The 18,105-nt window shown below is 76.5% G+C and carries 15 protein-coding genes; 8 read left to right on the forward strand and 7 right to left on the reverse strand.

The genetic code is table 11. The features are described 5' to 3' along the window. Positions 1-130: 130 nt before the first annotated feature. Together ACFQH9_RS13045 and ACFQH9_RS13050 are read right to left on the reverse strand one after the other, a co-directional pair. Positions 131-1,225 carry a quinone-dependent dihydroorotate dehydrogenase gene (locus ACFQH9_RS13045; RefSeq protein WP_379566289.1) on the reverse strand — a complete coding sequence of 365 codons (1,095 nt, stop codon included), beginning with the start codon at positions 1,223-1,225 and terminating at the stop codon, positions 131-133. 71 nt (positions 1,226-1,296) lie between these two features. Beyond that, entirely contained in the window at positions 1,297-1,674 is a 378-nt protein-coding gene (locus tag ACFQH9_RS13050; RefSeq protein ID WP_379566290.1) for an RNA-binding S4 domain-containing protein, read from the reverse strand. A gap of 59 nt (positions 1,675-1,733) precedes the next feature. On the opposite strand from ACFQH9_RS13050, the gene ACFQH9_RS13055 reads away from it, so the two are divergent. Genes ACFQH9_RS13055 through ACFQH9_RS13065 form a run of 3 tightly spaced genes read left to right on the forward strand, consistent with a single transcriptional unit; the run spans position 1,734 to position 3,758 of the window. Beyond that, a complete protein-coding gene (locus ACFQH9_RS13055) occupies positions 1,734-2,639 on the forward strand; it encodes a DMT family transporter (RefSeq protein WP_379566291.1) in 906 nt (301 codons plus the stop codon). Positions 2,640-2,649: 10 nt separating this feature from the next. Next, entirely contained in the window at positions 2,650-3,522 is an 873-nt protein-coding gene (locus ACFQH9_RS13060; RefSeq protein WP_379566293.1) for a diacylglycerol/lipid kinase family protein, read from the forward strand. Between the two features lie 38 nt (positions 3,523-3,560). Beyond that, on the forward strand, positions 3,561-3,758 hold the full coding sequence (locus ACFQH9_RS13065) for a hypothetical protein (RefSeq protein ID WP_379566294.1): 198 nt from the start codon (positions 3,561-3,563) through the stop codon (positions 3,756-3,758). On the opposite strand, the gene ACFQH9_RS13070 is transcribed toward ACFQH9_RS13065, so the two are convergent. Together ACFQH9_RS13070 and ACFQH9_RS13075 are read right to left on the reverse strand one after the other, a co-directional pair. After that, entirely contained in the window at positions 3,759-4,064 is a 306-nt protein-coding gene (locus ACFQH9_RS13070) for an ArsR/SmtB family transcription factor (RefSeq protein ID WP_379566295.1), read from the reverse strand. Then, complete coding sequence (locus ACFQH9_RS13075; protein ID WP_379566296.1) at positions 4,061-4,492, reverse strand: SRPBCC domain-containing protein; 432 nt, start codon at positions 4,490-4,492, stop codon at positions 4,061-4,063. Before ACFQH9_RS13075 ends, ACFQH9_RS13070 begins: the two co-directional genes overlap by 4 nt. An 82-nt stretch (positions 4,493-4,574) precedes the next feature. Between ACFQH9_RS13075 and ACFQH9_RS13080 the strand changes: the two genes are divergently transcribed. Next, positions 4,575-5,228 carry an RraA family protein gene (locus ACFQH9_RS13080; protein ID WP_379566297.1) on the forward strand — a complete coding sequence of 218 codons (654 nt, stop codon included), beginning with the start codon at positions 4,575-4,577 and terminating at the stop codon, positions 5,226-5,228. A gap of 109 nt (positions 5,229-5,337) precedes the next feature. On the opposite strand, the gene ACFQH9_RS13085 is transcribed toward ACFQH9_RS13080, so the two are convergent. Both ACFQH9_RS13085 and malQ read right to left on the reverse strand, forming a co-directional pair. Continuing rightward, positions 5,338-6,126 (reverse strand): 2-keto-4-pentenoate hydratase, encoded by a 789-nt coding sequence (locus ACFQH9_RS13085; RefSeq protein WP_379566298.1) that lies wholly within the window; start codon positions 6,124-6,126, stop codon positions 5,338-5,340. Between the two features lie 15 nt (positions 6,127-6,141). Next, positions 6,142-8,103 (reverse strand): 4-alpha-glucanotransferase, encoded by a 1,962-nt coding sequence (gene malQ / locus ACFQH9_RS13090; protein ID WP_379566336.1) that lies wholly within the window; start codon positions 8,101-8,103, stop codon positions 6,142-6,144. A 270-nt stretch (positions 8,104-8,373) separates the two neighbouring features. Between malQ and ACFQH9_RS13095 the strand changes: the two genes are divergently transcribed. From ACFQH9_RS13095 to ACFQH9_RS13105, 3 genes are all read left to right on the forward strand, one after another. Next, positions 8,374-10,287 (forward strand): carboxypeptidase regulatory-like domain-containing protein, encoded by a 1,914-nt coding sequence (locus tag ACFQH9_RS13095; RefSeq protein WP_379566299.1) that lies wholly within the window; start codon positions 8,374-8,376, stop codon positions 10,285-10,287. A 4-nt stretch (positions 10,288-10,291) separates the two neighbouring features. Continuing rightward, positions 10,292-11,116 (forward strand): alpha/beta hydrolase, encoded by an 825-nt coding sequence (locus tag ACFQH9_RS13100; RefSeq protein WP_379566300.1) that lies wholly within the window; start codon positions 10,292-10,294, stop codon positions 11,114-11,116. Positions 11,117-11,183: 67 nt separating this feature from the next. Then, positions 11,184-11,474, forward strand: a complete 291-nt coding sequence (locus ACFQH9_RS13105) for a hypothetical protein (RefSeq protein ID WP_379566301.1) — start codon at positions 11,184-11,186, stop codon at positions 11,472-11,474. A 122-nt stretch (positions 11,475-11,596) separates the two neighbouring features. On the opposite strand, the gene ACFQH9_RS13110 is transcribed toward ACFQH9_RS13105, so the two are convergent. Beyond that, positions 11,597-12,301 carry an acetoacetate decarboxylase family protein gene (locus ACFQH9_RS13110; protein WP_379566302.1) on the reverse strand — a complete coding sequence of 235 codons (705 nt, stop codon included), beginning with the start codon at positions 12,299-12,301 and terminating at the stop codon, positions 11,597-11,599. Between the two features lie 143 nt (positions 12,302-12,444). Here ACFQH9_RS13110 and ACFQH9_RS13115 point away from each other — a divergent pair, with 143 nt between their 5' ends. Further along, positions 12,445-17,886 (forward strand): SpoIIE family protein phosphatase, encoded by a 5,442-nt coding sequence (locus tag ACFQH9_RS13115; protein WP_379566303.1) that lies wholly within the window; start codon positions 12,445-12,447, stop codon positions 17,884-17,886. Positions 17,887-18,105: the final 219 nt, after the last annotated feature.

Below are 18,105 nucleotides of genomic sequence, written 5' to 3' on the forward strand. Positions count from 1 at the left end.
GGCCCTTCTTGCATTCCCTTCACCGAAGCACTGTGGAACATGGAGCGCTCTCAGGCGGTGAGTGAGAGCGTTGTGGAGCCATAATGCGATTCCGGGGCTGGGTAGAGCGCGTTATGGTTCCCTACTGCGGTCAGGAAGCGGATCCCACGGCAGCGGAAAGCGCGGCGTGGCCGTCGCGACGCAGGAGCGCAGCGAGTTCCCGGTTCACCTTGCGCGGCCACGTCCCGCCGCCGTAGATGAATCCGGTGTAGGACTGCACCAACGACGCGCCGGCCGTGATGCGGCGGTAGGCGTCCTCGCCCGTGAAGATCCCGCCGACGGAGATGATGGTGCGGTCGGGGCCGAGCTTCGCCCGGAGCGTCCCCACCACCGCCTGCGCGGCCTCGGCCAGGGGCAGACCGGACAGCCCACCCGCTCCGAGGGCATCGACCTCGGCGCGGGGTGTGCGCAGACCGTCGCGGGAGACGGTCGTGTTGGTGGCGACCACCCCGTCGAGCCCCAGGCGCACGGTCAGGTCCGCGACGGCGTCGACGTCGTCGCCCGCCAGGTCCGTGGTGATCTTGACGAGGAGCGGGACGCGGCGGTCGGAAACCGCGGTGTCGAGCTCGGTGCGCACCGCGGCGAGCAGCGGCTCGAGGACGGCGACCTGCTGCATGTCGCGCAGGCCCGGGGTGTTGGGGGAGCTGACATTGACCACCACGTAGTCGGCGTGCGGCCCGAGGACGCGCGCGCTGTGCCGGTAGTCGTCGATCGCCTCGTCCGGGGTGGCGACCTTGCTCTTGCCGATGTTGATGCCCAGCACCGGTCGTCCCTCGCGCGGGAGGGCGGCCAGGCGCGCGGCGACGGCGTCGGCCCCGGAGTTGTTGAACCCCATGCGGTTCACGAGGGCCTTGTCCTCGGGCAGCCGGAAGAGCCGGGGCTTGGGGTTGCCCGGCTGCGGGCGGGCGGTGATCGTGCCCAGCTCCACGAACCCGAAGCCGAGCCGCGCCAGGGCGACCGGCCCGCGGGCGTCCTTGTCGAAGCCGGCGGCCAGGCCGAGCGGGTTGGGGAAGTCGACGCCGAACACCCGCGTCCGCAGCACCGGGTCGGACTCGGCCAGCAGCGCACCGAGGCGCGGCCCGACGAGCGGGGATCCCGCCACGCCCCGGATCGCGCCGAACGCGACGCCGTGGATCGGCTCCGCGGGGATGCGGCGCAGGACGTGCCGGAACAGCAGGTCGTACATGTCTCCATCATCGCCCACCCGCGGACGCCCCGCCGTCGCGCCCGTCCACGCCCCGGCGCCGGCGCGGAGGGTCAGGAGCGCGGCGGGCGGAGGGCGCCGAGCTGGTCGAGCATCCGCCGCTCCCGCTTGGTGGGCCGCCCCGTGCCGCGCTCGCGCACGGCGAACACCGGGCGGGCCTCCTTCGGCGGCGGGGGCGGGGTGCGGTCGAGGTAGCAGGCCTGCGCCTCCGGCGCCCCGACCCGCTTCTGGATCACCTTCGTGACCTCCACGATCCGGGTCTGCTCGTACACCCGGGCACGCACCTCGTCGCCGGGGTGCACCGTCGTCGCGGGCTTGGCGGGCCGGTCGTTGACGCGCACGTGCCCGCCCCGGCAGGCGGCCGCGGCGTCCGACCGGGTCTTGGCCAGCCGGACCGACCAGAGCCAGCGGTCGAGGCGGGTGGACTCCATCTTTCCATCGTGACCCACCCCGCGGCATAGATCCACCGCGCCCGGGGTTGCCCTGGAGCATGGGACAGGCTCGGGACCGGACGTGGCTCGTGGCGGTCGCGGCGGCGCTGTGGGGGACGGACGGTCTCCTGCGGGCCCCGCTCGCGGGTGCCCTGCCGGCCGCGACGGTGGTGTTCTGGGAGCACCTGATCGCGGTCGTCGTGCTGCTGCCGTTCGTCCCCGCGGCGGTGCGCGCCTTCCGGGCGTCCTCGACGCGCGACCGGGTGGCCGTGCTGGTCATCGGGGCGGGGTCGTCGGCCCTCGCCACCGCGCTGTTCACCGCCGCGTTCGCCACCGGCGACGCGCTCACACCGCTCGTCCTGCAGAAGCTGCAGCCCCTCGTCGCCGTGGTCGCCGCGGCGGCACTGCTGGGGGAACGGGTGCGCGCCGGGTACTGGGTGTTCGCGCTGCCGGCGCTGGTGGGGGCGTGGCTGGTCGCCTTCCCCGATCCCCTCGCGGTACAGGTGCGCGAGCTCGGGGCGGCCGGGCTCGCGATCGGCGCCGCGGTGCTGTGGGGGTTCGGCACCGTGCTCGGCCGGATGGTCGGGGTGCGCACCGCGCCGCGGGACGTCACGGTGCTGCGCTTCCTCGTGGGGCTGCCGGCCTCGGCGGTCATCGTCGCCGTGCAGGGCGCGCCGCCGGCCGTCTCACCCGGGCAGCTGGGTCCGCTGGCCCTGCTCGCGCTGATCCCGGGCCTGCTCGCGCTCGTCCTCTACTACGTCGGGCTGCGCGACACCCCCGCCGCCCGCGCCACCCTCGCCGAGCTGGCCTTCCCGGCGACGGCGACGGTCCTGGGCATCGCGTTCCTGGGCGTCTCGCCCAGCGCGACGCAGTGGATCGGGCTGCTGATCGTGGTCGCGGCGATCACCGCACTCGGGCTGCGCGAGCGGGGTGCGGAGCCGGTCGTCCTCGCCCGGGCGGGATAGGGTGGCCACCGTGACGCGCGCCTTCGACCGGGTCGTCATCGTCTTCAACCCGCACAGCACCGGGAACGCCCAGGAACGCGCCGAGGAGCTCAAGTCCGGGCTCGCGGAGCGGGCCGCCGACCTGCCCGTGGAGCTGCGCCCGACCGAGTACGCCGGGCACGCGCGGGAGATCGCGCGCGAGGAGGCCGGATCGGGCGCGCCGCTGGTCGTGTCGGTGAGCGGCGACGGCGGCTACAACGAGGTCGTCGACGGGCTGATGAAGTCCGGCGCGACCCGGGCGGCCGCCGCGGTGCTGGCGGCCGGCAACGCGAACGACCACCGTCGCGTCGTCGCCCGGCGCCCGCTGCTCGACGCGATCGTGGAGGGCCGCACGGAACGGCTCGACCTGCTCCGGCTCGCCGTCGACGACGAGGAGCCCCGCTACGCGCACTCCTACATCGGCCTCGGCATCACCCCGGTGGTGGCGCTGGAGCTCGAGCGCGGCGGCAAGGGCTCCCTCAAGGAGATCGTGACGACCATTCGCGCGTTCTCCCGCTTCCGCCCGTTCACCATCGAGGTCGACGGCGGGCGGCAGAACTTCGACAGCCTGGTCTTCGCCAACATCGCCGAGATGGCCAAGTACGCCACGCTCAGCGAGGAGAGCCGGCCGGACGACGGCGTGTTCGAGGTCGTGTTGCTGCCGCACGTCTCGAAGCTGCGGGTGCTGGCGACAGCGGCCCGCGCCGCCGTGCGCGGGCTCGGCACGCAGCCGAGCGTGCGCGAGTACGCGTTCCGGACGGTGGACCCGATGCCGCTGCAGGTCGACGGGGAGGTCCTGGACCTCGCGGCCGGCGCCCGGGTGCGCGTCGACATCGCCGCCGGAGCGCTCCCGACCGTGCGCTGACGCCGTTTGCCCGTGGGCGGGAGAGGTACGCCTCCTCCATGGAACGTGGCAGCAGCAAGCACAGCCCGCGGATCGACGACCAGGAGGCGAGCGAGGTCGCCGGGCGCCTCGGCCGCGGCGGGGGGCACCGCGAGGAGTGGGCCGAGACCGAGCCGCGTGAGGGCGTCGAGAACGTCATCGAGCGGACGGAGCTCCCGCCCCGCCCGCGCGAGGACGAGGACGACGCCGAGGTGTGACTAACCCTCCTCGGCAATCGCCTTGATCGCGGCGAGCCTGCGGTCCCACTCCTCCGCCAGGCCCGTCAACCAGGCCGCGGCCGCGATCAGCCCGTCCGGCCGGGGGGACCAGCGGACCTCCCGGCCGCACCGGGCGGACCGGACCAGGCCGGCCGCGTCGAGCACGGCCAGGTGCTGGACGACGGCCTGCCGGCTGATCGGCAGGTCGCGGGCCAGCGCGGTCGCGCTCGCCTCCCCCCGCGCGAGCCGCTCGAGCAGCTCGCGGCGGGTGGGATCGGCGAGCGCGCCGAGGGCCTGTCCGCTCATGCCGGCACGGACTCCAGGTAGCGCTGCAGGTCGGCCATCTTGTGCTGCCAGCCCTCGGTGTTCTGCCGGTGGTACGCCGCGGCGTCGCCGGTCAGCGACGCGAACCCGCTCTCCGCGACCCGCACCAGCGTGCCCTCCCCGGTCTCGGTGAGCGTGAACTCGACGAGCGTCTCGTCGCCCGGCTCGGGCTCGGTCTCCCGCCGGCGGGACCACCGGAAGCTGAACAGCTCCGGCTCCTCGACCCGCTCGACCCGGGCGTAGCCGATCCCGTGCTCGCCGAAGTCGAGCACGATCCGCCCGCCCGGCCGCAGGTCGACCTCGGCGCCGGCCTCGCCGAACCAGCGGCCGACGTGCTCGGCGCGGGTGATGACCTCCCAGACGCGGGTGCGGGCGGCCGCGACGGTGATCTCGCGGGTGATGGTGTCCATGGTTCCTCCTCGTTTGACGTGCAAGCACAGGCTTGCACCCTCCGCAGGTGCAAGTCAAGGCTTGCGCATGCACGATGGAGACATGGACACGCTGATCGAGCGCCTCCGCGCGGTGCAGGTCTCCTCGTTGTGCGACGCCGACAAGGGGCTCGCCGTCGTCGACCCGGCGATCCGCGCGATGGTCCCGGACGTCTCGTTCGCCGGCCCCGCGTTCACCCTGCTCGCCTACGACGACCACCTGCCCGTCCTCGTCGCGCTGCGGGAGGCCGAGCCGGGCTCGGTGCTGGTGCTGGCCACGAACTCGCTGCGCAAGGCGGTGTCGGGGGAGCTGTTCGCCACCGAGGCGCGCCGGCGGGGGATCGCCGCGATCGTGATCGACGGCTACTGCCGGGACATCCGTGGGCTGCGCCGGATCGGGCTGCCGGTGCACGCGCGCGGCACCAACCCGATGTCCGGCACCACGCGCGATCCGGGCACGTTCGGGCGCGAGGTGCTGCTCGGCCGGGTGCGCGTCTCGCCGGGGGACCTCGTCGTCGGGGACGACGACGGCATCGTGGTCGGTCCGCGGGAGCGCTTCGAGGCCGCGATCGACGCCGCCGAGGAGATCGAGCGGGCCGAGAAGGCGCTGCTCGAGGGCATGGCGGCGGGGCGGGACCTGCACGGCATGACCACGGTCGACGAGCACCTCGCCGCGCTGGCGGAGGACCGGCCCAGCACCCTCCGCTTCACGGTCTGACCCCGGAGCTCGCGACTCGCGCTACCGGGACTCGCGACTCGCGGGAGCCGGGAGTGCGTGTTCCGCGAGTCGGGAGTTCCTGGTGCACGAGTCGGGAGCTCCGTCGGGGTCAGGAGGAGAAGGAGATCTCGACGGAGCCGTGGGGGCCGAACTCGGCGCGGACGGCGTCACCCGCCGAGATCGGGGGGACCGGGGTGGTGGAGCCGGTCGTCACGATCTCGCCCGCCCTGAGGCCCGTCCCGAGGTGGGCGAGCTCCTCGGCGAGCCAGACCAGGGCGGTGCGCGGGTCGCCCATCACCTCGGCGCCGTTGCCGACGGCGGCCCGCTCGCCGTTGATCCACAGCGCTGTCCCCGCTGTGGACAACTCGATCCCCTGCCAGTCCGGGACCTCCGGGCCGAGCACGAACTGACCGGCGCAGGCGACGTCGGCGAGGAGCTGCGAGCTGCCGGCCCGCGGGTAGTCCCGCAGCCGCGAGTCCGGCACCTCGATCGCCAGGTGCAGGCCCGCGACGGCCGCGAGCACCTCCTCGCGGGACGCACCGGCCGGCACGTCGGCGGCCATCCGGAACGCGAACTCCGCCTCGACCACCCGCATGTGCAACCCGCCGAAGGGCAGCGTGTCGCCCGGCTCGAAGCGGAACCGGTCGAACAGCCGCCCCGGCAGCGGGGTGCCGATGCCGATCACGGCCTGGCTCGGCGCCGACGTCGCCGCGATCTTCCAGCCGTAGCCCGGGCCCGCCCGCTCGCCGACGCGCTGCTGGATCGCCCAGCCCGCGGCGTGGTCGTAGGGACGCAGGTCCTCGGGGAGCTCGTCGATCACGTCGCCGGCCGTCCACGCCGTCCACAACAGGTCGGCGGCACGGTCGGCGGTCGTCAGGGCCTCGGCACTGAGGGGCATGCTGTGATCGTCGCCTCAGCGGCCCCCGGAACGCAATGCCGCGACGACCTCCTTCACCCGCGGGTCCGCCACCAGCTCCTCGAGCGAGAGCGGCAGCGGCAGCCGCCAGTTCGGGTACTCGTCGACGGTTCCCGGCAGGTTGGGCTGCCGGGTCTCGCCGACGACGTCGTACGGCGAGGCGAGCACGAGCCGGCTGCGGCTGCGGGCCAGCAGCGCGTGCATCGCGACCACGATCCGCTCCTCGGGGGCCTCGGCGGAGTCGAGCACCCCCTCGGCGACCAGCAGACCCACCAGCTCCTCGCGCTCGGCAGCGGCCTTGCGCTCCTCGCCCTCGACGTCGTCGAGCAGGCCGAGGTCCGCGCGGGCGCGGACGTGCTCGCCGGTCAGGAAGCCCGCCGCAGTCGGCAGGTCGTGGGTGGAGATGGTCGCGACCGCCTCCTCCGGCCACTCCCCGGGGGGCATCAGGGCTCCGCCGGACTCCTCGGGGCCGCGCCCGGGGTCGCGGGCGAACCAGAGCACGGTCGAGCCGAGCATGTTGCGGCTGTGCAGGGCCTCGGTGACCTCGGGCTCCACCGTGCCGAGGTCCTCGCCGACCACGGCCGCGCCGGCCCGGGAGGCCTCGAGCGTGAGGACGGCGAGCATGGCCTCGGCGTCGTAGTGGACGTAGGTGCCGCGGTCGGGCGTGCGACCCGGCGGTACCCACCAGAGCCGGAACAGCCCGGCGACGTGGTCGATGCGCAGCCCGTCGGCGTGCGTGAGCAGGGCCCGGAGCATGTCGCGGTAGGCCGCGTAACCGGTCTCCGCCAGCCGGTCCGGGCGCCACGGCGGCAGGCCCCAGGCCTGTCCGCGCTGGTTGAAGGCGTCCGGTGGGGCGCCGACCGTCACGCCGAGGGCCAGGACGTCCTGCAGCGCCCACGCGTCGGCACCCTCCGGGTCGCAGCCCACGGCGAGGTCGTGGATCACGCCGAGCGGCAGGCCGGCCTCGCGGGCGGCGGTGCGGGCCGCGGCGAGCTGGTCGGCGAGCCGCTGCTGCACCCAGCCGTGGAACGCGACCCGCGGCGCGAGCGCGCGCCGGGCGCGCGCGACGGCCTCGGAGCCGGGATGGCGCAGTTCCTCGGGCCAGAGCGTGAACCGGCCGCCGTAGCGCTCGGCGAGCGCGCAGTACGTCGCGAAGTCCACGAGATCGGCCCCGGGCTCGACGGGGTCGGGCCGACCGGCCGACCGCCACAGCAGCTCGAGTGCCGACCGCTTCGCCTCCCACACCCGGTCGTGCGCGATGCGGTCGCCGACCGTCTCGGGGCGCAGCGCGTCCACCTCGGCGCGGGTGGCCGGGTCGGCCGCGGCGTACTCGGCCAGATCGGTGATCCGCAGCGCCAGCGGGGTCGCGAACTGCCTGCTCGACGGCGTGTACGGCGAGGGCTGCACCGGCGCGAGCGGCGTGATCGCGTGCAGCGGGTTGAGCAGGATCGCGGACGCGCCCTGCTCGCCGGCGTGTGCGGTGAAGGTGCGCAGGTCGCCGAGGTCGCCGATCCCCCAGCTGTCCGCGGAGTGCAGCGCATAGAGCTGCAGCATCCAGCCCCACGAGCGCGGGGTCGGCGGCAGGGCCGGGGGCGAGACGACGACCGTGACCTGCTGCTCCGCCGTCTCCAGCCGGTACCAGCCGGGCTCCAGCCCGGCCAGCTCGCCCTCGACCTCGCGGCGGCTGCCGTCCTCGGCGACCAGCACGCCGGGCACGGGGAGGGGGCGGGAGCGGTCGGCGCGCAGGCCGAGGGTGCCGGGGAGCAGGCCGCGGGCGGCGTTCTCGCGCGCCTCGGCCAGCGCCGCCGCCCGGGCGGCGGGGGTGGTCGCGTCGACCTCGAGCAGGCCGAGGACCTCGACGACCACCTCCTCGTCGACGGTGACCGGCCTGCGGTCGCCGTCGTTGTAGCCCGTCGCGACGCCGTGCGCCGCGGCCAGTTCGGAGAGGTCCGGATCGATCGCCACGAGGGGGAATCGTCCCGGATCCGGCGCGACCCCGCCGGATCGGAGCCGGCCCGCCGCGCCGGACCGGGTCGCCCGTGCCGACTGAATCGCGCTGAGCTGGGGTGATACCCGCCCGGGCGACACGCCGCGAAGCGGTCGCCGAACAGGGTGAAAAGGGTCCGCGGTGCTACGGTCCTGCGACGAGTCCGGGCGGGCCCGCACGTCTCGCGCGGCCGCGGGGAGGGGACCGGCCGGGCCTCGACGAGATCGCGCGAGGAGAGCCGAATGAGCACGTGGGCCCTGGTCGTCATGGTCCTGCTCGTGCTGCTGGCCGCCGGGATCGTCCTGGTGGCGCTGCGCCGGGGCGACCGGGGCGGCGCGACCGCGCCGGCGGCCCCCGCCCCGCCCCCGGCGGGCCGGCCCCCCGTGCGGACGGTGGGTGACCTGGTCCGCGACCGTGCGGGTGCGGCCGGCGAACCGCGACCGGTCGAGGCCGCGCCGGCGGACCCGTCCGCGGCGGAGGAGGCGCCCGAGGCCGAGGACGCGCCCGACTCGCCGGTCGCCGCGAGCCCCTCGGACGGCCGGCCGGAGGAGCCGCCCGCCGAGCGCCGGGTGGTGGCCGAGGAGGTCGACGCCGGCCCCGTCGGTCCGCCGTGGACGCGCGGTTTCGTCGACGGCGTCCCGGTCGAGGCGCCGCCGCGCACCCGCCCGCAGCGCCGCTCCGCCGTCGACCCGGCGCTGGTCGCCAGGGTCACGTCGGTCGCCCCGCCCGCACCCACGCGCGACGACCGCCCGATGGCGCGGGGGATCGTCAGCCCGGCGGTCGCCGAGGCCGTGGCGCGCGCCGAGGCGTCGCGCCGGCGGCAGGGACCCGAGGCGCCGACCGACGAGTCCGCGGTGCCCCCGCCGCGCGCCGGCGCCGGGCGACGTCCGATGCTCGCCGTCGTGCGCGGTGGGGCGGACGAGGGGCGTGACGTCCGCCGGCTGCGCACGGTGCCCCCGATGGCCGCGGTGACGACGGGTGCCACGGCCGCCTCGCTGGCCGAGCCGGTGGTGGCGGAGCCGGTGGTGGCGGAGCCGGTGGTGGCGGAGCCGGTGGTGGCGGAGCGGGTGGTCGAGGAGGTCGAGGAGCGCCCGGCCGTGCAGGCGGAGGAGCGCCCGGTGGAGGTCGCCGAGGAGCGGGCCGAGCTCGCGGAGGAGCCCACCGCCGAGCAGCCCACCGCCGAGCAGCCCGCCGCTGGGGAGCCCACTGCCGAGCAGCCCGCCGCCGAGGAGCCCGCCGTCGCGGAAGCCGTCGCCGAGGAGACCGTCGCCGAGCCCCCCGCGGCCGCTCCCGCGCCCTCCACCAGCCCCGACGCCGTGATCGACACCCCGGTGCCGGAGGCCGCGCCCGCGCCCGTCACGCTGGGCCTCGTGAGCCCGACGACGAGCACCCCCGAGCCCGCCCCGCAGCCCACCGCCGCGGACGGCGCCACCGGCATCGGCACGAGCACGGCGATCAGCACCCACGAGGCCCGCGCCGCCGAGCACGCCGCCGTCGACCTCGCCCTGCTGCGCACGCTCGGGTTCGCGGACCCGAACCCGCGCCCGGGCGCCGCCCCCGTCGTCGACCTCGCCGTCGCGCAGGAGGACGAGGAGCCGCTGGTGCCGGGGCAGGCCGTGCCGGTGCGGTTCGTGGTCGTGCAGCGGGACCGGCTCCCGGTCGGCGACGCCGCGGTCTCCCTCCTCGACCCGCGCGGCCGCGAGACCGCCTCGGCGAGCGCCGACGCGGAGGGCCGCGGCGAGATCGTCGCGCCCCGCCCGGGCGGGTACGTGCTGGTCGCGGCCGCGGACGGCCACCAGCCCGGGGTCGTCGCGGTGACCGTCCCGGCGACCGAGCACGCGGTGGCCGAGGTCGAGGTGCAGCTCGTGCGCTCCTCCACCGTGGCCGGCGCGGTCCGCGACGTCGCGGGGACCGGCCTCGCCGAGGCCGCGGTCTCGTTGCTGCAGGACGGTGAGCTGGTCGCCACCACGATCACCGCCGCCGACGGCGGCTACCGCTTCGGCGAGCTGGCCGCGGGCGAGTACACGGTCGCGGCCGTCGCCGAGGGGCGCGAGCCGCGGGCCCTCCCGGTCCGGGTGGGCGAGGAGGCCGACGCGACGCAGGACCTCGTGCTGGCCGGGCCGGTCGCCCAGGCGGCCGGCCCCGCCGAGCACTAGCGGGATGCGGGCCGCGGAGGGGCGCCTGCCCGGCGTCCTCGGCGAGCTGTTCTGGCGGGCCTGGTTCCCGGACGCCGACGCCAAGGGCGTCGTGCTGGTCAGCCACGGCCTCGGCGAGCACTCCGGCCGCTACGCCCCTCTCGCGGAGGCGCTCACCGCCGACGGCTGGGCGGTCTACGCCCCCGACCACGCCGGCCACGGGCTCTCCGCGGGCCGGCGGGTCGACGGCGGCCCGGCGAACTGGGTCCCCGATCTCGACCTGGTCCGGCGGCACGCCGCCGCCCGGCATCCCGGACGCCCGGTGATGCTGCTGGGACACAGCATGGGCGGGCTGATCGCGCTGCGCTACGCCGCCGCGCACCAGGCCGCGCTCGCCGGCCTGGTGCTCTCCGCCCCGGCGCTGTCCAAGCAGGCCGTGCCCGGCCGCCTGGTGCCGCTGCTGACCCTGCTCGCCCGGGTCGCGCCGACGCTGCGGCCGGCGGGGATCGACGTCGCGCACGTCAGCAAGGATCCCGCGGTCGTCGCGGCGTACCGGGCCGATCCGCTCGTCCACCACGGCCACCCCACGCTGCGGCTCGGCGCCGCGATGTTCGACGCCATGGACGACGCCCTGGCCGACGCGGCGGAGCTGCGGCTCCCGGTGCTGCTGCAGCACGGCGTCGACGACCGGATCACGACCGTCGGGACCACGCGCGCGCTCTCCGCCGCCCTGGGCTCCGACGATCTCACCGTCGAGCTCTACGAGGGCCTCTGGCACGAGATCTACAACGAGCCGGAGCGGGACCGCCCGATCGCCGACCTCCGCGCCTGGCTGGTGGCGCACCGCTAGCGGCCCCGTGTGACGCGGGAGGGCTGCGGCGCAGGTGTCGGCGCGGCCGGCGCGGGAAGCCGCGGGCATGTCCTACGCGGTCGCGGCCTCGAGCACCTGGACCGACCCCGACGGCATCCGGCGCCCGGCCGGCGAGGTGCACGCCTGGGTCCCCGGCACCAACCAGACGGTGTGCGGGCTGGCGCTCTCCCGGTCGCAGCTGGGACGTCACCCGCACGTCGACTGGGCCGACGTCCTCCCGGAGTCCGGCCGGCACGCCGACGAGGTGCGCCGGGTCTGCCCCCGCTGCCGCGCCGCGGCCCGCCCTCGCTCCCGCGGGGCGCGGGCCGGGGATCGGAGGCGGGGACACCGCCCCTGACCACGCCCGCTCAGCCCAACAGGGGCCGCAACGCCGCGACGAAGGTCTCGGGACGCCGAGGAATCCGCGACGGTCCCCGGGCGGCTCGGCGACGGTCGTGCCGAAGAACCGGGGAGCAGCGTCTAGATCGGGAGCTCCTCGGCGGCCTCCATGTCGAACGCGAGGTGGTCGACGATCGCGGTGAGCAGCGGCCGGCGGGGCAGCCCGAGGGACCGCAGCTCGTCGGCCATCGGGTGGCCCGAGCCCAGGACCAGGGTGCCCGCGGCCGCCCCGACCCGGATGCCGCGCAGCCGGGCACGGACCGGGCTGGCGAGCATCACGCCCCCGCGCGGGGCGAAGGCCGTGACCGCGCCGGGAAGGACGCCCGGCAGCGCGAACGGCAGGGTCGACAGGGCCGCGGTGAGCACGTGCTCGCCCTCGTGGGCCAGATGCCCGGTTGCGCGAGAGCCGCCGATCTCCAGCTCGGCCCGGCCGAGCCACTTCGGCAGGCCCCAGAGCGCGCGCCCGGCCTCCATGGTGAACGTCTCGGTGACCGGCAGCTGGGTGATGTGCACGCCGATCCGCCCGCGGAACAGGACGGGGAGCGCGAGGGCCAGCTCGTCGTAGGTGCCCAGGTCGTTGACCCGGTAGTCGACCAGCCCGACGACGGCGAGCGCCCATCCCGCGAGGGCAACCGGCTCCAGGCCGGTGCCCTCGAGCAGCGTCGCCGCGCGGGCCGCCCGGACCGGGTAGGCGGCGCAGGCCGCGCCCGCGTCGCCGATGCGCACGGGGAAGGTCAGGTGCTTCCCCTGCACCTCCCAGCTGCCGTCGTCGAGCTTCGTCGCCATGACCGCATCCTGCCCGCTGCGGGAGCTGTCCGCGGCCCGTCGGCGGGCCGTGTCCGGCCCGGGCGGGCCACGGTTCGCCGCGATCCCCACGACCTGGCAGGCTTGTCGGTGGGGCGCCGGCCCCGCACCGTGAAGGAGGGCTCGTGACGGATCCGGACGGCCCCGGCGTCCGGCGCCTGCTCGGGACCGCCGGCCGGGCGGACTCACCGCTCGGGCCACCGGGAGGATGGCCCGCCGAGCTGACCGCGGCGGTCGGCATCGTGCTCGGCTCACCGCACCCGCTGGCCCTGTTCTGGGGGCCGGAGCACGCCGTCCTCCACAACGACGCGTTCGCCGTCCTCCTCGGCGCCCGCCACCGGTGGGCCTTCGGGCGGCCCGCCGCGCAGGTGTGGCCGGAGGTGTGGGAGCGGATCGGGCCTGCGCTGCGGCACGTCCTCGACACCGGCGAGGCCGTGGAGCACACGGACGAGCGGTTGGTCCTCGAGCGCCCAGGCGGCCCGCAGGAGACCTTCTGGCGCTCCGCGTTCAGCCCGGTCCGCGCGGCCGACGGGACCGTCGCGGGCGTGTTCGACGTGGCGTCGGAGACCACCGCACAGGTCGTGGCGGCCCGGCGCGCCGCGCTGCTCGGCCGGCTGGCCCGGCTGGTCCACGAGGCCCGGCCGGACGGCCCGGCCGCCGCGCACGTCGCCGCGGCGCTGGTGGACTCGCCGGACGTGCCGTTCGCGCTGCTCGGCGGGGTGGGCGCGCCGGTGGCCGTGGGGGTGGACCCGACGCCCGAGCTGGTCGCGCTGCTGGATCGGGAGGGCCTGGTCGCGGTGCCGGGCGGCGGGCACGCGTGGGCGGCGGGGCTCGGCGGCGGGGTCCGGCTGCTGCTGGGCACCTCGGACCTGCGCCCGCTCGACGCGGAGCACCGCGAGTTCCTCGGGCTCGTGGCAGGGCACGTCGGCGCCGCGCTCGCGGCGGTGCGCGCCGCCGCGGAGGACCGCGACCGCACGGGCGAGCCGGACGAGCGCGACCGCAGCCGGACCGAGTTCTTCACCGGCGTCAGCCACGAGCTCCGCACCCCGCTGGCGCTGATCATGGGGCCGCTCGAGCAGCTGCGGGCGACGGACGACCCCCAGGTCCGGCACGCCGCCGACCTCGCCCACCGCAGCGCCCAGCGGATGCTCAAGCTGGTCAACACCCTGCTGGACGTCTCGCGGCTGGAGGCGGGACACCCCGACGCCGCGTTCGCGCCGGTCGACCTCGGCACGTTGACCGGCGAGCTCGCCGCCCTGTTCCGTGCCCCGACCGAGCGCGCCGGACTGCGCCTCGACGTGGACTGCCCGCCGTCCGAGCGGCCCGTGTGGGTCGACCAGGGCATGTGGGAGAAGATCGTCCTCAACCTGCTGAGCAACGCCCTCAAGTTCACCTTCGAGGGCGGCCTGCGGGTGAGCACCCGCCTCGAGGACGACCGGTTCGTGCTGCGGGTCGCCGACACCGGCACCGGGGTGCCGGCCGCCGAGGTGCCCCGGCTCTTCGACCGCTTCCACCAGGTCCGCGCCGCCCGGGCCCGCTCGCACGAGGGCAGCGGGATCGGGTTGGCCCTGGTCCGCCAGCTCGTCGACGTGCACGGCGGGACCGTCGAGGCGACCAGCACCCCGGGTGTCGGCAGCACCTTCACCGTGCGGCTGCCGCTCGGGTTCACCCACCTCCCGGTCGAGGCCATCACGATCGGCAGGCCGGCGGCGGCGCCGCACCCGCGGCCCGAGACGTTCGAGCCGTTCGTCGCCGAGGCGCTGCGCTGGACCCCGGCCCACCCCGAGGACCGGGGGACTCCGCGGCTGCCGGAGGCCGTCGACCCGCCGCAGGGCCGGGTGCTCGTGGTCGAGGACGACCCGGACATGCGCGAGCACCTGCGCCGGCTGCTCAGCGAGAACTGGTCGGTGCACGCGGTGGCCACCGGCTCCGAGGCGCTCGACGTGGCCCGCTCCGATCCGCCCGACCTCGTCGTCGCGGACGTGACGACGCCCGAGCTGGACGGCATCGGGCTGCTCCGCGCGCTGCGCGCCGATGCCCGCACGGCCGGGCTCCCCGTGGTCCTGCTCTCGGCGCGGGCCGGGGAGGAGGCCGCGGTCGAGGGCCTGGCCGCGGGCGCGGACGACTACCTCGTCAAGCCCTTCTCCGCGCGCGAGCTGCTGGCCCGGGTGGCCAACCACCTGCACCTGGGCCGCGTCCGGCGGGCCGCCGAGCTGCGCTTCCGGGCGATGGCCAACTCCACCCCGGCGCTGATCTGGGTCGACGACGCCGGCGGCCACCGCGTGTTCGTCAACCGGGGCTGGTTGGACTTCACCGGCGCCGCGGACGCCGTCGGCGAGCTCGGGCTGGACTGGCGCGAGCGCATCCACCCCGACGACCGGCAGCGGTACCGCTCGGTCGTGGAGGCGGCGACCCGCACCCGGGCGCCGTTCGAGGTGGAGTACCGGCTGCGCGGCGGCGACGGCCGGTACCGGTGGGTGCTGGACCGCGGCGCCCCGGTCGGCGCAGCCGGCGGCCCGGACGGCGACCCGGCCGGGCGGCAGGTCGGGTACGTCGGCGGGTGCCTCGACATCGACGCCCGGCACACCGAGCAGCGCCGCCACCAGCTCTACGCCACCGTCGGCGACGCGCTCGACCGGGAGATCAGCCAGTCCGCGCGGCTGGAGGCGTTCGCCCGGACCGTGGTCGACGAGGGCCTGGGGGATCTGGTGCGCGTCTTCACCGACGACGGCGCGGGGCCGGCCCTGCGGATCGTCGCGGCCGCGGACCCCGACGTCGAACGAGAGCTGCGGTCGCTGCCGGGTCTGCCCCTGCTGCGCAGCCTCGGCGACGTCGACGGGCCCGTGCTGCTGGACCCGGCCGCGCTCGAGGCCGCCTTCGCCGAGGCCGGGCCCGAGAAGCAGGCCGTGTGGCGGCGGTCGGGCGTGCACTCGGCGCTGCTCGTCCCGCTGCGGGCCCGCGGCGGCATGGTCGGCATGTTCACGGTCGCGCGCACGGGCGACTCGCCGGTGCTCGACGAGTCCGACGCCGCACTGTTCACCGAGATCGCCCGGCGGGCGGCGGTGGCGGTGGACAACGCGCGACTGCTGGAGCAGGAGCGGGCCAGCAGCACCCGGCTGGGCCTGCTGCACCGGGCGACCGCCGAGATGTCCGCGGCGGCCACGCCCGCCGAGGTCGCGCGCACGGCGACCAGCCACCTGGTGGCGCTGCTCGGCTCCGCGGTGGCCGGGGTGTGGCAGACCCGCGGCGCGGACCTGCAGCTGTTGGCGCTGCAGGGCTGGCAGGGGGAGCCACCGCCCGAGCTCACGACCGTGTCCCTGCAGGGTGACCACCCCGCCCGGGAGGCCCTGCAGTCGCGCCGGGCGCTGTGGTTCGAGCACGCCGAGGGGCTGCGGGACGAGCACCCGGGCACCGCGGAGTGGCTGGGCGCCGTCGGCATCGCGGCCGCGTTCTGGGTGCCGCTCGTGGCGGGCGACCGGGACCTGGGCATGATCGCCGTCGGGTTCGCCGGCCCACGCGCCCTGTCGTCCGACGACCGCGAGGCCACCCTGGCGGTGGCCGAGCTGGCGGCGCAGGCGCTGGACCGGTCCCTGCTGCTCGTCGCCGAGACCGAGGGCCGTCGGCTCGCGGAGCGGCTCGGGGCCGTCGCGACCGCGCTCTCCCGTGCCACCGACCTGGAGTCGGTCGCCGACGTGATCCTCGCCCACGCCCGCTCGGCGATCGGCGCCGAGGCCGTCGTGGTGCTGCTGGTCGACGACGAGGGCCTGCTGCACACCCTCGCCGCCGACGGCTGGGCGGACGACGACACCGGGCGGATCGCGGAGCACGGCCTGCGGGTCAGCTCTGAGCACCCGTTGGGCCAGGTGGTGCGCTCGGCCGAGCCGATCTGGGCGGCGGACGGGCAGCCCGGGCCGTACCCGGTGCGCACGGCGGTCCCGCTGCTGGTCGCGGGCCGGGCGATCGGCGTGATCGGGCTCGGCTTCGGCCGCGACCCGGCCTTCGGCCCCGACGAGCGGGGGCTGGTGCTCACCCTGGCCAGCCAGTGCGCCCAGGCGGTGCAGCGGGCGCGGCTGCACCAGGCCGAGCACGAGGTCGCGGTGACCCTGCAGCGCAGCCTGCTGCCGCAGGAGCTGCCGCAGCTCGACGGGCTGACCGTCGCCACCCGGTACAACCCGGGCACCGAGGGCACCGAGGCGGGCGGGGACTGGTTCGACGTGCTCGACCTCGCCGACGGGCGGGTGGCGCTGGTCGTCGGCGACGTCGTCGGGCGCGGGCCGTCGGCCGCCGCGGTCATGGGCCAGCTGCGCAGCGCGCTGGCCGCGAACCTGGTCAACGGGCAGCCCCCGGCGACCGCGCTGGAGCAGCTCGACCTGTTCGCGCGCCGGGTCAGCGGGGCGCGGGCCAGCACCGTCGCCTGCGCCGTCGTCGACACCGCGTCCGGGGTGCTGCGCTACGCGTGCGCCGGGCACCCGGCGCCGATGGTCGCCGGGCCGGACGGCGTCCGGCTGCTCGACGGCGGCCGGGGCACCCCGCTCGGCGTGACCGGCCGCCCGCCGTACGTCGAGGCCGACGGCCGGATCGAGCCGGGGGAGACGATCCTGCTCTGTTCGGACGGGCTCTTCGAACGGCGCACCGAGGTGATCGACGACGGTGTGGAGCGCCTGGCGGCGACCTTCGGCGAGCTGGCGCGGCACCGGCCGTCGGACATCGTCGACGTGCTGCTGGAGCGGATGCTCGACGAGGGCGGCGCCCCGGACGACACCGTCGTGGTGCTCGCGCGGCGCGTCCCCGGGCCGCTGACCCGGTCGATGCCGGCCGACGCCGAGTGCCTGGCCCCGATGCGCCGCGTGATCGCGGAGTGGGCGGCCCGCTGCGGGCTCGGCGAGGACGGCACCACCGACCTGCAGCTCGCCGTCGGCGAGGCGGTGACGAACGCCGTCGAGCACGCCTACACCTCGGGTCCCGAACCGACCGGCGACGCGGTCGCGCTGTCCCTGGAGCTGCAGCCCGACGGGGCGGTCGCGGTGCGGGTCGCGGACCACGGGCGCTGGCGCCCGCCGTCGGAGGATCCCGGCTACCGGGGCCGCGGCCTCGCCCTGATCCGCGAGCTGGCCGAGGATGTCGAGGTCATGCCGGCCGACGACGGCACCGAGGTCTGGTTCCGGATGCCGGCCCTGCCGGTGGAGGTGGTCCCGCGGCTGCCGGGCGGAGCGGCGGCGGACCGGCCCGCGGAGACCGTCGACGGTCCCCCGGTCACCCGGCTGCGGCGCTGGGCGGACGAGCACACCGTGCGCGTGCACGTGGAGGGGGACCTGGACCTCGCGGGGGTCGCCGCGGTGCGGTCGGACCTGCTCGCCGAGCTCGACGGCGGCGGTCCGCTCACGCTCACGCTGGCGGCCGACTCGTACGTCTCCAGCTCGGGGATCGCACTGCTGTCCGAGCTGGCGCAGCGCGCCCGGGCCGGGGGCACGGAGCTGAGCGTGGTCACGCCGTCGGACAGCCCGGCGCGGCGGATCCTGGTCCTCGCCGGGCTGTACACCCTGATCGGGGCGGCGCCGGACGGGTGAGCGGTGCCCGCACCCGGTGCTGACCGGACATTCCCGCGGTCCTCGTCCCGGGCGCTGGACGCGATTTCCGTCCGCGGCCCCGCGTGTGCTGGAATCGCGGCGTGATGCCCGCCTGGATCCTCGGCCCCATCTGGGAGAGCCGCCGCGGGCACGTGTTCGACGAGTGCTGTCGGGGACGTCGCAGCCCGAGCTGACCCGTCCCCTTCCCGCGTCGTTCCC

The sequence above is a fragment of the Pseudonocardia lutea genome (genome assembly GCF_042658055.1).
Taxonomy (GTDB): Bacteria; Actinomycetota; Actinomycetes; order Mycobacteriales; family Pseudonocardiaceae; genus Pseudonocardia; species Pseudonocardia lutea.

Bases quoted from the DNA above. Each gene is read 5' to 3' on its own strand.
- ACFQH9_RS13045 (WP_379566289.1), bottom strand. From the start codon at position 1,225: ATGTACGACCTGCTGTTCCGGCACGTCCTGCGCCGCATCCCCGCGGAG.
- ACFQH9_RS13050 (WP_379566290.1), bottom strand. From the start codon at position 1,674: ATGGAGTCCACCCGCCTCGACCGCTGGCTCTGGTCGGTCCGGCTGGCC.
- ACFQH9_RS13055 (WP_379566291.1), top strand. From the start codon at position 1,734: ATGGGACAGGCTCGGGACCGGACGTGGCTCGTGGCGGTCGCGGCGGCG.
- ACFQH9_RS13065 (WP_379566294.1), top strand. From the start codon at position 3,561: ATGGAACGTGGCAGCAGCAAGCACAGCCCGCGGATCGACGACCAGGAG.
- ACFQH9_RS13070 (WP_379566295.1), bottom strand. From the start codon at position 4,064: ATGAGCGGACAGGCCCTCGGCGCGCTCGCCGATCCCACCCGCCGCGAG.
- ACFQH9_RS13075 (WP_379566296.1), bottom strand. From the start codon at position 4,492: ATGGACACCATCACCCGCGAGATCACCGTCGCGGCCGCCCGCACCCGC.
- ACFQH9_RS13080 (WP_379566297.1), top strand. From the start codon at position 4,575: ATGGACACGCTGATCGAGCGCCTCCGCGCGGTGCAGGTCTCCTCGTTG.
- ACFQH9_RS13085 (WP_379566298.1), bottom strand. From the start codon at position 6,126: ATGCCCCTCAGTGCCGAGGCCCTGACGACCGCCGACCGTGCCGCCGAC.
- ACFQH9_RS13095 (WP_379566299.1), top strand. From the start codon at position 8,374: ATGAGCACGTGGGCCCTGGTCGTCATGGTCCTGCTCGTGCTGCTGGCC.
- ACFQH9_RS13100 (WP_379566300.1), top strand. From the start codon at position 10,292: ATGCGGGCCGCGGAGGGGCGCCTGCCCGGCGTCCTCGGCGAGCTGTTC.
- ACFQH9_RS13105 (WP_379566301.1), top strand. From the start codon at position 11,184: ATGTCCTACGCGGTCGCGGCCTCGAGCACCTGGACCGACCCCGACGGC.
- ACFQH9_RS13110 (WP_379566302.1), bottom strand. From the start codon at position 12,301: ATGGCGACGAAGCTCGACGACGGCAGCTGGGAGGTGCAGGGGAAGCAC.